Origin of the sequence: Micromonospora sp. AP08, assembly GCF_008085935.1 — a bacterium.
GTDB classification, from domain to species: Bacteria; Actinomycetota; Actinomycetes; order Mycobacteriales; family Micromonosporaceae; genus Micromonospora; species Micromonospora chersina.
Genome location: NZ_VSEZ01000007.1, coordinates 303,770 through 316,354 on the forward strand (window position 1 = coordinate 303,770; position 12,585 = coordinate 316,354).

The 12,585-nt window shown below is 72.3% G+C and carries 13 protein-coding genes; 3 read left to right on the top strand and 10 right to left on the bottom strand.

Annotation, left to right across the window (positions count from 1 at the left end):
- The first annotated feature begins 82 nt into the window (after positions 1–82).
- On the top strand, positions 83–769 hold the full coding sequence (locus FXF50_RS15065; protein WP_148428260.1) for a helix-turn-helix domain-containing protein: 687 nt from the start codon (positions 83–85) through the stop codon (positions 767–769).
- Between the two features lie 60 nt (positions 770–829).
- Here the strand turns inward: FXF50_RS15065 and ispG are convergent, their stop codons facing one another.
- The 7 genes from ispG to FXF50_RS15100 all read right to left on the bottom strand — a co-directional run bounded on the left by ispG (position 830) and on the right by FXF50_RS15100 (position 6,510).
- Positions 830–2,002 carry a flavodoxin-dependent (E)-4-hydroxy-3-methylbut-2-enyl-diphosphate synthase gene (gene ispG, locus FXF50_RS15070; protein WP_148428262.1) on the bottom strand — a complete coding sequence of 391 codons (1,173 nt, stop codon included), beginning with the start codon at positions 2,000–2,002 and terminating at the stop codon, positions 830–832.
- Between the two features lie 9 nt (positions 2,003–2,011).
- Positions 2,012–3,259: an RIP metalloprotease gene (locus tag FXF50_RS15075; RefSeq protein WP_148428264.1), complete on the bottom strand. Its 1,248-nt coding sequence runs from the start codon at positions 3,257–3,259 to the stop codon at positions 2,012–2,014.
- Positions 3,259–4,470: a 1-deoxy-D-xylulose-5-phosphate reductoisomerase gene (dxr, locus tag FXF50_RS15080; protein WP_148428266.1), complete on the bottom strand. Its 1,212-nt coding sequence runs from the start codon at positions 4,468–4,470 to the stop codon at positions 3,259–3,261. Before dxr ends, FXF50_RS15075 begins: the two co-directional genes overlap by 1 nt.
- A gap of 129 nt (positions 4,471–4,599) precedes the next feature.
- On the bottom strand, positions 4,600–5,112 hold the full coding sequence (locus FXF50_RS15085; RefSeq protein ID WP_148428268.1) for a Uma2 family endonuclease: 513 nt from the start codon (positions 5,110–5,112) through the stop codon (positions 4,600–4,602).
- 72 nt (positions 5,113–5,184) lie between these two features.
- On the bottom strand, positions 5,185–5,484 hold the full coding sequence (locus FXF50_RS15090) for a hypothetical protein (RefSeq protein WP_255510034.1): 300 nt from the start codon (positions 5,482–5,484) through the stop codon (positions 5,185–5,187).
- Between the two features lie 116 nt (positions 5,485–5,600).
- Positions 5,601–6,071: a YcxB family protein gene (locus tag FXF50_RS15095; RefSeq protein WP_148428270.1), complete on the bottom strand. Its 471-nt coding sequence runs from the start codon at positions 6,069–6,071 to the stop codon at positions 5,601–5,603.
- Between the two features lie 52 nt (positions 6,072–6,123).
- A complete protein-coding gene (locus FXF50_RS15100) occupies positions 6,124–6,510 on the bottom strand; it encodes a GNAT family N-acetyltransferase (RefSeq protein WP_255510035.1) in 387 nt (128 codons plus the stop codon).
- A gap of 208 nt (positions 6,511–6,718) precedes the next feature.
- On the opposite strand from FXF50_RS15100, the gene FXF50_RS15105 reads away from it, so the two are divergent.
- Both FXF50_RS15105 and FXF50_RS15110 read left to right on the top strand, forming a co-directional pair.
- Positions 6,719–7,561, top strand: coding sequence for a YhjD/YihY/BrkB family envelope integrity protein (locus tag FXF50_RS15105; RefSeq protein WP_148428272.1), 843 nt, complete (start codon positions 6,719–6,721; stop codon positions 7,559–7,561).
- Between the two features lie 81 nt (positions 7,562–7,642).
- Positions 7,643–9,244 (top strand): NAD(P)/FAD-dependent oxidoreductase, encoded by a 1,602-nt coding sequence (locus tag FXF50_RS15110; RefSeq protein ID WP_148428274.1) that lies wholly within the window; start codon positions 7,643–7,645, stop codon positions 9,242–9,244.
- Here FXF50_RS15110 and FXF50_RS15115 read toward each other — a convergent pair.
- The 3 genes from FXF50_RS15115 to FXF50_RS15125 form a co-directional block, all read right to left on the bottom strand.
- Entirely contained in the window at positions 9,225–9,878 is a 654-nt protein-coding gene (locus tag FXF50_RS15115) for a TMEM175 family protein (protein ID WP_148428347.1), read from the bottom strand. The genes FXF50_RS15110 and FXF50_RS15115 overlap by 20 nt on opposite strands.
- Positions 9,879–9,985: 107 nt before the next feature.
- Positions 9,986–11,566: a Rieske 2Fe-2S domain-containing protein gene (locus FXF50_RS15120; RefSeq protein ID WP_148428276.1), complete on the bottom strand. Its 1,581-nt coding sequence runs from the start codon at positions 11,564–11,566 to the stop codon at positions 9,986–9,988.
- A gap of 126 nt (positions 11,567–11,692) precedes the next feature.
- On the bottom strand, positions 11,693–12,550 hold the full coding sequence (locus FXF50_RS15125; protein ID WP_148428278.1) for a M48 family metallopeptidase: 858 nt from the start codon (positions 12,548–12,550) through the stop codon (positions 11,693–11,695).
- Between the last annotated feature and the right edge of the window lie 35 nt (positions 12,551–12,585).

A 12,585-nucleotide genomic window follows, 5' to 3' on the forward strand; every position in this document is an offset into this window, starting at 1 on the left:
GGAGCGGCCACCCAGTACGAGATGTGTACCGGTCCCGACAGGTTCCTGGTCCCGCCCTCGGCCCCGGCGTAGCGTCCCCGCCATGGGGGCCTCCTACCACCAGTTCTGCCCCGTCGCGAAGGCCATGGAGCTGCTCGACGAGCGCTGGACGCTGCTCGTCGTCCGGGAACTGGTGAGCGGGTCCGAGCGCTTCAACGAGCTGCGCCGGGGCCTGCCGCGGATGTCGCCCACCCTGCTGTCCCGACGGCTGCACCAGCTCGTCCGCGCCGGCGTGGTGGAGCGGCACGTCGACGGCGCCGACGTGCGGTACGTCCCGACGCAGGCCGGACGCGAGCTGCGGCCGGTGCTCGAGGCGCTGGGCGCCTGGGGGGTGCGCTGGATCGGCGAGCTGGGCGACGCCGACCTCGACCCGAAGCTGCTGCTGTGGGACATGCACCGGCACGTCGACCACGGGGCCGTGCCGGCGGGGCGTACCGTCGTGCGCTTCCGCTTCCGGGACGTGCCGGCGGACCTGCGCGACTGGTGGCTGGTCATCGCCACCGGGGAGGCCGACGTCTGCGACGTGGACCCCGGGCACGAGGTGTCCGTGACCGTGACCGCGGACCTGCGCGCCCTGGTCCAGGTGTGGCTGGGCGACCTGCACTGGCCGGCGGCGCTGCGCAGCGGCGCGGTGGCGGTGACCGGGCCGGAGGCGCTGCGGCGGGCCCTGCCCCGGTGGTTCACGCTCTCCGAGTTCGCGGCCGTGCCCCGGCCGGTGGCGCGGGCCTGAGACGACACGTGCGGCCGCCCCGGGTGGGGACGGCCGCACGTCGTCGGCGGAACCGCTGCGTCAGTGCACGGTCACCGTGGCGCCCGGCACCAGGCCGCGCAGCTCCTCGGGGATCTCGGCGCCCATCTCGTCGGCGATCCGCAGCGCCTCCTCGATGAGCGTCTCCACGATCTGGCCCTCGGGCACGGTCTTGACGACCTGGCCCTTGACGAAGATCTGGCCCTTGCCGTTGCCGGAGGCGACGCCGAGGTCGGCCTCGCGGGCCTCGCCCGGGCCGTTCACCACGCAGCCCATGACGGCCACGCGCAGCGGCACCGGCAGCCCCTCCAGGCCGGCGGTGACCTCCTCGGCCAGCTTGTAGACGTCGACCTGGGCGCGGCCGCACGACGGGCAGGAGACGATCTCCAGGCCCCGCTCGCGCAGGCCCAGCGACTCCAGGATCGCGGCGCCCACCTTGATCTCCTCGACCGGCGGGGCGGACAGCGAGACCCGGATGGTGTCGCCGATCCCCTCGGCCAGCAGCGCGCCGAACGCCACCGCGGACTTGATGGTGCCCTGGAAGGCCGGGCCGGCCTCGGTCACGCCCAGGTGCAGCGGGTAGTCGCACTTCTCGGCGAGCTGCCGGTAGGCCCGGATCATCACCACCGGGTCGTTGTGCTTCACCGAGATCTTGATGTCCCGGAAGCCGTGCTCCTCGAACAGCGAGCACTCCCAGAGCGCCGACTCGACCAGCGCCTCGGCGGTGGCCTTGCCGTACTTGGCCAGCAGGCGCTTGTCGAGCGAACCGGCGTTCACGCCGATCCGGATCGGCACGCCCGCGTCGCCGGCCGCCTTGGCGATCTCCTTGACCTTGTCGTCGAACTGCCGGATGTTGCCCGGGTTCACCCGGACGGCGGCGCAGCCCGCGTCGATCGCCGCGAAGACGTACTTCGGCTGGAAGTGGATGTCGGCGATCACCGGGATCTGCGACTTCTTCGCGATCGCGGGCAGCGCCTCGACGTCGTCCTGGGACGGCACGGCCACCCGGACGATCTGGCAGCCGGACGCGGTCAGCTCGGCGATCTGCTGGAGGGTGGCGTTCACGTCGGCGGTCAGGGTGGTGGTCATGGACTGCACCGAGACCGGCGCGCCCCCACCGACCGGCACCGAACCGACCATGATCTGGCGGCTGGCCCGGCGCGGGGCGAGCGGCGGCGGCGGTACGGGGGGCATACCGAGACTGACAGCGGTCACTTCAGGCACTCACCTTGAGAAGAGCGTGATCGGGTTGACGACGTCCGCGGTGACGGTCAGCAGCGTGAACGCGCCACCGATGAGGATCACCGCGTACGTGAGGGGCATGAGCTTGAGGTAGTCGACGCGGCCGGGGTCGGCCCGGCCGATCCGGGCGTAGAGCCAGGAGCGGGCCCGCTCGAACCAGGCGATGGCGATGTGGCCGCCGTCCAGCGGGAGCAGCGGCAGCAGGTTGAACACGCCGATGAAGAAGTTCAGCGAGACGAAGAGCATGAAGAACACCAGCCAGGCGTTGTTCTCCACGGCCTCGCCGCCCAGCCGGCTGGCGCCGACCACGCTGATCGGGGTGTCCACGTCCCGCTCGCCGCCGGTGACGGCGGTCCACAGGGCGGGGACCTTCTGCGGGATCCGCTGCATGGCGTGCAGGGTCTGCACCGCCATGTTGCCGGTGAAGTCGGCGGTGGCGCCGAACGCGCCGACCGGACCGTACTGGACCCGGGTGGGGGTGGACGGCTGGAGCGCGACGCCGAGGGCGGAGACCGCCGACGTGGCGCCCTTGGGGTCGCCCAGCGGCGGGCGCTGCACGGCGGCCAGGTCGACGGTGGCGGTGCCCGGCCTGTCGTCGCGGACGTATTCGACGGTGGCCGCACCGGGCGGGGTGGCGCGGACCACGTCCAGCATGTCGCCCCAGGTGGCGACCGGCTTGCCGTTCACCGAGGTGATCCGGTCGCCGTCCTGGAGTTGGGCCTTCGCGGCCGGGCTGGCCGGGTCGCCGGCCTGGCAGGCCCGGGCGGCGTTCTCCACGACCACGCACGGGGCCAGGGCGATCACGGCCGGCTCGGCCTTGAAGCCGTCCTCCGTGTTCGGAAACTTCGGGTTGGGCAGGCCGGCGGAGACCGCGAGGATCCAGAGCGTCACCAGGGCCAGGGCGAAGTGGGTGATCGAGCCCGCGGACATCACGATCGTCCGCTTCCACACCGGGTAGCGCCACATGGCGCGCTTCTCGTCCCCCGGTTCGACGTCGTCGTCCTGCGGGGTCATCCCGACGATCTTGCAGAAGCCGCCGAGCGGGATGCCCTTGACGCCGTATTCGGTCTCGCCCCGCTTGAACGACCAGAGCGTCGGACCGAAGCCGACGAAGTAGCGGGTGACCTTCATCCCGAACGCCTTGGCGGTGAGCATGTGCCCCGCCTCGTGCAGGCTCACCGAGACGAGGATCGCCAGGGCAAACAGCGCCACCCCGAGCAGGTAACTCATCAGGCTCCTTCCACCGACCCGACGATGATCTCCTGGGCGTGCGCCCGTGCCCACGTTTCGGCGGCGAGCACGTCCTCGACGGTACCTGGTTCGTCGAAGTCGGGAGCGTCCTCCAGCACGCGCTGGAGGGTGTCGACGATGCCGAGGAAGGGCAGCTGGCCGGCCACGAAGGCCGCCACGCACTCCTCGTTCGCCGCGTTGTAGATCGCCGGCCGGCAGCGCCCGGCCGCACCGGCCGCCTTGGCCAGCGCGACCGCCGGGAAGGCGGCGTCGTCGAGCGGGAAGAACTCCCAGGTGTGGGCCGTGGTCCAGTCGACCGCGGCGGCGGCGCCGGGCACCCGGTCCGGCCAGCCGAGGCCGAGGGCGATGGGCAGCCGCATGTCCGGCGGGCTGGCCTGGGCGAGGGTGGAGCCGTCGGTGAACTCGACCATCGAGTGGATCACCGACTGCGGGTGGATCATCACCTCGATGTCGGCGTAGGGCACGTCGAACAGCTCGTGCGCCTCGATCACCTCCAGCGCCTTGTTGACCATGGTGGCGGAGTTGATCGTCACCACCGGCCCCATGTTCCACGTCGGGTGTGCCAGCGCCTGCTCCGGCGTGACCTCGGTCAACTCGTCGCGCCGCCGGCTCCGGAACGGTCCACCGCTGGCGGTCACCACGAGCCGGCGTACCTCACCCCGGGTGCCCCCGCGCAGGCACTGCGCCAGCGCCGAGTGCTCGCTGTCGACGGGAACGATCTGCCCCGGCCGCGTCACCGCGGCCTTGACCAGCGGGCCGCCGGCGACGAGGGACTCCTTGTTGGCCAGGGCGAGGGTACGCCCGGCGCGCAGCGCCGCGAGGGTCGGCGCGAGCCCGAGCGAGCCCACCACCCCGTTGAGCACCATGTCGCACGGCCACCCGGCCAGCTCGGTCATGGCGTCCGGCCCGGCCACGATCTTGGGAAGCTTGAAGTCGCCGGTGGCCCAGCCGCGCCGGCTCGCCTCGGCGTAGAACGCGAGCTGAAGATCCTGGGCGGCGGAGGCCCGGGCCACCCCGACCGCCTCCACGCCCAGTTCGAGGGCCTGCGCGGCGAGCAGCTCCACGTTGCCGCCGCCGGCCCCGAGGGCCACCACCCGGAACCGGTCCGGGTTGCGCCGGACGATGTCGATGGCCTGGGTGCCGATCGAGCCGGTCGAGCCGAGCAGGACGAGGGCGCGGGGAGACGTCACCCGCCCATTCTTCCCCAGCCCTCCTGAACGCCCGCTGGGAGCCTCACTCCACCGCGCCCGGCTCCTCCTCGGGCGCCTCCTCACCGAGCAGGTCCGCCGGATCGATGGTGAACTCGAAGGGCTTCTTCATCACGAAGTTGGTACCGGCCGCCGCCGCGGCCAGGGGGCGGTAATCCCCTCGAACAGCTCGTAAAGGGCGATCGTGGGGACCCGGTTTCGGAGGTCGACCCGGAGGAAGTACGGCACCCCGGCGGCCGCGTACTCCCGCGGCCGGTCGATCAACCCGGCCGGCGCGATCTCCCCGAGCAGGACAATCCCCGCGATGTCGACCGCTCGCCGGCCGCCTCCGGACCATCGCAGCACGACGAGGTCGGGGAGGAACAGGTCGTCGCCGGACAGGACGTTGGCCGAGGCGTACGCCCACCACCCGGCGGCTCTCGCCGCCGTCCTGATCCGATGCCCCAGTTCCAACTGCACCGCACGCCGGTCGACGGAGCCTCCTGGCGTGACGAGGACGCAGCCCCGGAGGACTTCGATCCTCGGCCCGCTGTTCTCCGGCAGCAGCTCCAGCGCGTCGGGCGCCGTCCAGGGCTGGTCCCGGCAACCCAGCAGATCGAAGGAGGCAGCGGTCGGACCCGCCATCAGGCCAGGTCGAGAAGGTGGAGGCCCTCATGGTCGACGTAGTCCTGACGTCGGTGTCCAGTACGACCAGGCTCACGCAGCACCCTCGTGCCGGGAGGCGTAGAGGTCGGCGAGGAAACGATCCAGTTCGTCGTCCGTCTCGAACAGCTCAGGCCGTGCCAGCTCATCCAAGCTGCTGATGGGCTGAACACCCTGGCGTCGGGCGAGCTCCTCCGCGGGCACGTGGGCTATGGCGGGCTCGTCCGGGTTCCGCTGCGCGTCGGTCGACATGACGGCGCTCACCTTCTCCACCTCAAGGAAGCCTCCATTCTCCCACCGGACAGCCGCCATCAGGTCGGCTCGCACTGAAAGCTCGCACACCGGCACGATCACGCCCCGCACAAACGGTGCGTCGCGAGCCGCGGCGAAGGCGAGACAGCGATCTTGGAGACTTTCCGTTCGCTGCGAACGGAAAGTCTCCAAGATTCAGAGAGCGGGGTGGGGAACCGTCATGCCAGCAGGCCGCGGGCCCTGAGGAAGGCGAGCAGCTCCTGCTGCTTCTCGGCCGGGAGGGAGACAGTCGGAAGGAAGATCGCCGCGCCCCCGTCGACCTTCACGTACAGCTGGTCCCGGAGCTGCTCGACCCGGGTCACCGCCGACCAGCGCACCAGGCCGTATCCCTCCTCGTTCGCGCCCCGCAGGCCCTCCTCCGAGAGGGTCCAGCACGTCGGCCCGCGGTTTCGGCGCCAGGCCCCCTCCACCGCCCGGTGCAGCATCAGGGCCGGGGAGAAGAAAAAGAAGAGCACGGCGCTGGCGGCGAGGAGCGTCGCGACCATCCGGGGCGCCGGGAGCAGGGCGACGACCGCCAGTCCGCCCAGGCTCAGTCCCGTGCCGCGGTAGGGCATGAAAAGGCGGCGCAGGTGCCGGCGGTAGGCAGCGGTGAACCTGACCCGGTCCGGTGCGGCCTCGAACTCGATCATCACGGCAGCGGACGTTACGGCCCGCCACCACCCGGCGCTCTCCGCCGAACGGCTACGCCGGGCGGGCCAGGACGAAGGTTTCGAGTTCGGTGCCGCCGTACCAGTCGGTGCGGGTGCCGACGTGGGTCATGCCGAGGCGGCGGGCCACCGCCATCGACGGCTCGTTGCCGGCCATCACCACCGCGTGGACCTGCCGGGTGCCGGTGGCGAACTCGCGCTCCAGCACGGCCCGGGCGGCCTCGGTGGCGTAGCCGTGCCCCTGGGCGTCGGGGTGCAGGTGCCAACCGACCTCGATGTCGTCGGTGGGCGTGACCCCGTCCCGGCCGGGCAGCGGCTTGAGCAGGACGCTGCCGACCGCCCGGCCGGCCTCGCGCGGCTCGATCGCCCAGAGGCCCCAGCGGCCGGCGTACGGCGCGTAGCGCTCGCGCCACGAGTGCACCCGCTCCCGCGCCTCGGCGCCGGGTCGGTCATCCGCCCCGCGCCGCCGCCCAGCCAGCGCATCACCTCGTCGCGGGAGTAGATGTCGTAGATCCGGGCCAGGTCGTCCGGCGACTCCGTCCAGTCCCGGACCACCAGCCGCTCGGTCGAGGCGATCACACGTCGGATCGTAATGCGTGCCGAACCTTCGTACGGGGAACCGGAGGGCGATGGGTGAGCGGTGGCGGACGGCGAAACGGATCACCAGTGCGGCGTTCCGGCCGGTACGCGGGCGGGACCTCTCGCTGCACGCCGCCGCGATCACCTTCTACGGGGCGATCGCCGTGGTGCCGGTGGCGCTGCTGGCCATCTGGCTCACCGGGCTGGTGGCCGGGGACGACCGGGTGCGGCGGCTCACCGCGTACGCGATCAACACGCTCCCCACCGACATCGGCGCCGACCGGGCGGTGGCCGCGCTCGTCGAGGCCGGGTTGGGGCTGACCCCGCTGCTGGCGCTGGCCTCGCTGCTGCCGGCGTCGCTCTACGGCGAGGGTCTGCGCCGGGCGTTCGTCTCGGTCGCCACCCCGCCCGGCCAGGCCGAGACGTTGGTCGGCTGGCGGGGCCGGCTGCTGCTGCTCCCGCTGCTCGCCCCGGCCCCGGCGCTGCTGCTGTCGGTCCTGCTGGCGCTGCCGCTCACCACCCACCTGGTCCAGCAGGGCGGCTGGCTGGGCGCGCTCGGTGTGGTGCTCTCCTTCCTGGCCACCTGGCTGGTGCTCACCCCGGTGCTGATGTGGGTGTTCCGGGTGGTCGGCCCGGCCGCCCCGGACTGGCTCGCCACGCTCGGCCTGGGCTCGTTCACCGCGGCGAACCTCTCCGGCTTCCTGCACGGCTTCGTGCTGTTCTGCTCGCTGCCGCTGGACCTGGGGGCGCCGTTCGGCGGGTTCGACGAGATCGGCGGTGGGGTCGCGGTGCTGCTCTGGCTCTACCTGTTCCACGTGATCGTGCTGGCCGGCTACTCGGCAACCCTGGTGCTCTCCCGCTGGCGGGCCGGCCGCGCCGCCGCCGGCTCCTGACCGACCGGATGCGATCTTCCGAGGCCCGGCTCCGGCCGACCCCTCCCCGGACCGGCCCCCGCGCCACTAGGCTGCCCGGGCATGAGCGAAGCAAGTGAGCTGCCGTCCCGCGCCGACGTCGTCGTGGTCGGCTCCGGGCACAACGGTCTGGTCTCGGCGATCCTGCTGGCCCGCGCCGGCCTCGACGTGCTGGTGCTGGAGGCGTCCGACGTGATCGGCGGGGCGACCCGCACGGAGAACCCGTTCCCGAAGGTGCCGGGGCTGCGGCACTCCACCGGGTCGTACCTGCTCGGACTGATGCCGCCGGAACTCCTCGCCACCCTTGACGTGACGATCCCGGTGCTGCGCCGCGACCCGCACTACTTCCTGCCCACCCCGGGCGGGCTCGGCTCGCCGTACCTGCTCTTCGGCAGCGACGCCGCGTCCTCCCGGCGGCAGGTCGCGGAGATGTTCTCCCCCGAGGACGCGGCCGCCGACGACGCGCTCCAGGCCGAGCTGGCCCAGCTCCGGGAGGACCTGGCGCCGGCCTGGCTGACCGAGCCGCTGCCGGTGGCGGAGACCGCCGAACGGTACGTCCGGCCCGCACTCCGGCAGGTCTTCGTCGACCTGGTGCAGGGCTCGGTCGCCGACTACCTGGCCCGCTTCGACTTCCGCTCCGAGCTGCTGGTCAGCATGTACGCGGTCACCGACGGCCTCTCCGGGCTGAACGCCGGCCCGGACGACCCGGGCACCGGGCACAACTTCCTGGTCCACAACATGTGCCGCCTGCCCGGGTCGGGGGGCACCTGGATGATCGCCCAGGGCGGGATGGGGACGGTCTCCCGCACGTTCGCCGACGCGGCCCGCGCGGCCGGCGCCCGCATCCTCACCGGCACGCCGGTCACCGCGGTCACCCTCGACGGCGGCGCGGCCGCCGGGGTGGTGCTGGCCGACGGGCGGGAGGTGGCCGCCTCCGTGGTGCTCGGGGCCTGCGACCCGTACCGGCTGATGGACCTGCTGCCCGGCGGCGCGCTCCCGGCGGAGCTGGGCGCGCGGATGGCGGCGGTCCGCCGGCCCGGCACCACGCTCAAGCTCAACCTGGCGCTCACCGGCCTGCCCCGCTTCTCCTGCCTGCCGCGGGACGCGGCGAGCCCGTTCGGCTCCACCATCCACCTGCTCCCCGGCTCGGCCTCGCTGGTCGGGGCCGGCGGCGAGCCGCCGATGGCCGCGCTGCGCGCCATGTGGGCGGACGTGCAGGCCGGGCGGCTGCCCGAGGAGCCGACGATCGAGTGGTACCTGCACACCACCGTCGACCCGTCGCTCTCCGACGGCGCCGGGCACCACTCGTCGGCGCTCTTCGTCCAGTCGGTCCCCTACGAGCTGGCCGGCACCACCTGGGACGCGGCGCTGCCCGGCTACGTCGACCGCCTCATCGACATCTGCGAGCGGTACGCCCCGGGCACCCGCGACCTCATCGCCGACGCGGTGCCGCTGCCCCCGCCGGGCATCGAGGCGCACTTCGGCATCACGGGCGGGCACATCCACCACGTCGACAACACCGTCTCGTTCACCGACCGGATGCCCTACGCCACCGGGATCGACGGCGTCTACGCGGGCAGCGCCGGCTGCCACCCGGCCGGCAGCGTGATCGGCGCGGCCGGGCACAACGCCGCCCGGCGGATCCTCAACGACCTCGGTCGCTGACCTCGCCGCCGGCCCTGGCGGAGCGGGGCAGGTCGCCGGGGCGGCGGACGAGGGAGAGGCCGACGAGCAGCAGCAGGTAGAGGAGCAGGCTGAGGATCGGGTCGACGAAGACGAAGGCGAACGCCACCGTGTAGAGCAGCGGGCGCACCACCAGCCGGCGCGAGACCGCCCGGGCCAGTTGCGGATCCAGGTCGGGGTGGAGCAGCCGGTGCCGGCGGGCCCACCACCAGCTCAGGTTGAAGAAGAGCGACTCGCCCAGCACCGTGCCGAGGTACAGGGCGGCGGTGAGTCGCTGCTCGGTCTCGTTGCCGCGCAGGTTGTCCGCGAGCAGGTCGGCGGTGAACGGGATCGCCGCCACGAAGAGCAGCACGAGCAGGTTGAACATGAGCAGCACCTGGTCGACGCGGACCACGTACCGCCACATGTTGTGGTGGCCGAGCCAGATCTGGCCGGCGATCCCGAAGGTGATCACGTACGCCAGGTAGGTCGGCCAGGCCTGGACGAGGGCGTCGGGAAGCTCGCGCCCGGGATCCCGGGCCGGCCCGTTCTGGAGCAGTTCGACGGCCATCACGGTCAGCACGACCGCGAAGACGCCGTCGCTGAACGTCTCCACCCGGGAGGCGTCCCGGCTCATCTCCCGGTCGCGCCCGAACCGGTATCCGCCCCTGCCCGCGCCGTCCGCCACGCCGCCCCCTTCCCGACCTGATGGTCACCCGGCGGGGGCGGCGGGCGGGGGAAAACTCAGCTGATGGCCTCGCCGGCGGGGGCGGGGGTCTCCGCATCGGCCCGGTGCGCGCGGATCTTGTGCCCGACGCTGGTGAGGCAGCGGCCGCTGGACAGGTCGAACGTCCACCCGTGCAGCTGGCAGGTGAGCTGGTCGCCGTCCACGATCCCGAAGCGGCTCAGGTCCGCCTTCAGGTGCGGGCAGCGGCGCTGCACCACCCAGCCGTCGAGGGTGATGTCCTCGGCGTCGACGGCGCGCTCGTGCTCGTCGTACCAGCCCTCGGCGTACTGGAGGCGCTCCTCCGAGAGGCACTTGAAGAACGCGTAGACGAACTCGTTGTACTGGCCGATCCGGGCCGCCGAGAACCGGCAGGAGAGGAAGAGCGAGTTGACCCAGTCCACCTCGCCGATGTGCAGCAGGTGCTCGATCAGCGCCCGCTCGGTGCGGAACCGGTAGCGGACCTTCTCGTCCGCGTACGGCCGGACCTCCTTGCCCGGGAAGTCCACCACGATGGATTCAACGCTCTCGCCGTCGTAGCCCACCAGGTCGAAGCGGACCGGCCCGCCGACGCCCTTGGCCAGGTAGATCGACTCGTCCAGCAGCGGCTCGATCCGGCGCTTCATCTCGCCCAGCACGTCGACCTCGGGGTGCCGCCAGGACGCCTTCTCCGCCTCGATGATCGGGCGCTTGCGCTCCCGCATCTCCTCCAGGTGGGCCCGCTTGTTCGCGAAGAACTCCTCGACCGGCACCGGGTGGGTGGTGGTCGCCCCCTCGGTGGTGACCTCGGCGACGCTGCCCGGCAGCAGCACGATGCCGTTGGTGCCGCCGACCTTGGCGTACTCCGACAGGAAGACCGACTGGTCGGGGAAGATGTTCCCCTCGTCGCCGAAGATGTCGTTGAACTGGTACAGCTCGTCGTCGAGGAAGCAGGGTGGGCCGGCGATCGGGAAGACGTGGTCGGCCTTCAGGTCGTCGATGTAGCGCCAGGTGCGGTCGAACTGCCGCTCCCGCTTCTGCTTGCCGAACGCGGTCTTCGCCGCCTGCGGCAGCTCGTAGACCATCGGGTACCAGATCGCGCCGGAGAACTGGAGCAGGTGGGCGTGCACGTGGCCCAGCTCGGCGAAGACCGTGAGGTCGGTCGGGCGGGCGTCGTTCTGGTTGAGCAGCCGGACCCCGTCGTACTCGACCCACAGCGACGAGTCGCCGATGGGGCCGTCGGTCGGGCTGGTCAGCGCCTGGATCATGATCTTCAGGCCGCCGGGCAGCTCCACGACCTGCTCGTTCGGGGCCTTGAGGAACTTGGTGAAGCCCAGCTCCCGCAGCTCGTCCTCCATCTCCGAGGTGGGGAACTCGGGAAGCAGGACGGTGGCGTCCTTCGAGATGTGGTCCCGCAGGTGCTTGGCGTCGAAGTGGTCCCGGTGCAGGTGCGACACGTACAGGTAGTCGCACTGGCCGAGGGTCGCCCAGTCGAGCTGGGAGTTGTCCGGGAAGGGGAACCAGGAGGCGAAGTAGGCGGGATTGACCCACGGGTCGCACAGGATGCTGCCCGCGGGCGTGTCGATCCGCATGCTGGCATGGCCCGTACCGGTCACTCGCACCGCAGTCCCCCTCAAAAAGACAATCAGGCGTACGTCAAGACGCTACCGGAGGCAGTGTGATCACTGTTCCGCGACGCCGGTAGTGGCCTTCCGCCCCGGCGGGACGGTCCAACGGCCCGGGCGGCGTCAGCTCTCGACAGCTCCGGTCCAGCTCCGCCGCCGCGGGGCCGATGCACACCAGGCATCCATCAGCCCGGCGACGCGGTCCACGGGCGCCGCCAGGTGCACCCGCTGCCCGCCGGCGACCTGGTGGTCGCGGTCCTGGTGCACGCTCCCCTCGCTGCAGCAGGCGCACAGGGCCCGGACAGCGCTGGCGGCCTCCGCCGCGTACCCGTGCTCGTCGAAGAGCTCGGCCAGCGCGCGGACGTCCTCGGGCGTGCCGGCGACCACCTCGACGGTGGTGGTCGGCAGGTCCGAGGCACGGAACAGCAGCAGCTCGTCGAAGACCGGGTAGGTCCGGCCGTCCACCGTCCGCTCGCCGTTGGGCGCGCCGTCGTGCACCACGACCTCGCCGAACCGCCGGCCGGAACCCGGCGTTGGCACGTTCAGCACGCGGGCGCGGGTGGGACAGAGCCGCCGCGCCCAGACCACCTCGCCACCGCTCAGGCGGATGGGCGTGGCGCCGAAGTCCGCCTCGATCTCACCCTCGCCGTCCGGGACGTCCAGCCCGTAGCCCGACCAGGCATGCCGTGCCGTCGCCCAGTCCTCCATGATCGTCGCCGCGATGCCCAGGTTCCAGAACGCCGGGTCCTCGGTGCCGGGCGTCGACCGGGCGGCCGCCTCCCGCCCCAGGTCGTACGCCTTCGCCCAGTTCCGCAGGAACTTGTGCGCCAGCGCGGCGTTGTACCACCACGACTCGGCGGCGGGGATATCCGGATACCGTCGCGCCAGCCGCTCCCACAGCTCCCCGGCGACCGGCCAGTCCTCGGCCTCCCACGCCTGCTGGGCCCGCTTGTACAGCTCGCGGTCGTCCTCGCGGGTCACATGTCCCCCATCAGGTCGGACCCCGCACCGGGGCC

What these genes read in the sequence shown, in the direction of transcription:
- FXF50_RS15075 (WP_148428264.1), bottom strand. Translation starts at nt 3,259, where the DNA reads ATGAGTTACCTGCTCGGGGTGGCGCTGTTTGCCCTGGCGATCCTCGTC.
- FXF50_RS15095 (WP_148428270.1), bottom strand. Translation starts at nt 6,071, where the DNA reads ATGATCGAGTTCGAGGCCGCACCGGACCGGGTCAGGTTCACCGCTGCC.
- FXF50_RS15110 (WP_148428274.1), top strand. Translation starts at nt 7,643, where the DNA reads ATGAGCGAAGCAAGTGAGCTGCCGTCCCGCGCCGACGTCGTCGTGGTC.
- FXF50_RS15065 (WP_148428260.1), top strand. Translation starts at nt 83, where the DNA reads ATGGGGGCCTCCTACCACCAGTTCTGCCCCGTCGCGAAGGCCATGGAG.
- FXF50_RS15105 (WP_148428272.1), top strand. Translation starts at nt 6,719, where the DNA reads ATGGGTGAGCGGTGGCGGACGGCGAAACGGATCACCAGTGCGGCGTTC.
- FXF50_RS15085 (WP_148428268.1), bottom strand. Translation starts at nt 5,112, where the DNA reads ATGGCGGGTCCGACCGCTGCCTCCTTCGATCTGCTGGGTTGCCGGGAC.
- FXF50_RS15115 (WP_148428347.1), bottom strand. Translation starts at nt 9,878, where the DNA reads ATGAGCCGGGACGCCTCCCGGGTGGAGACGTTCAGCGACGGCGTCTTC.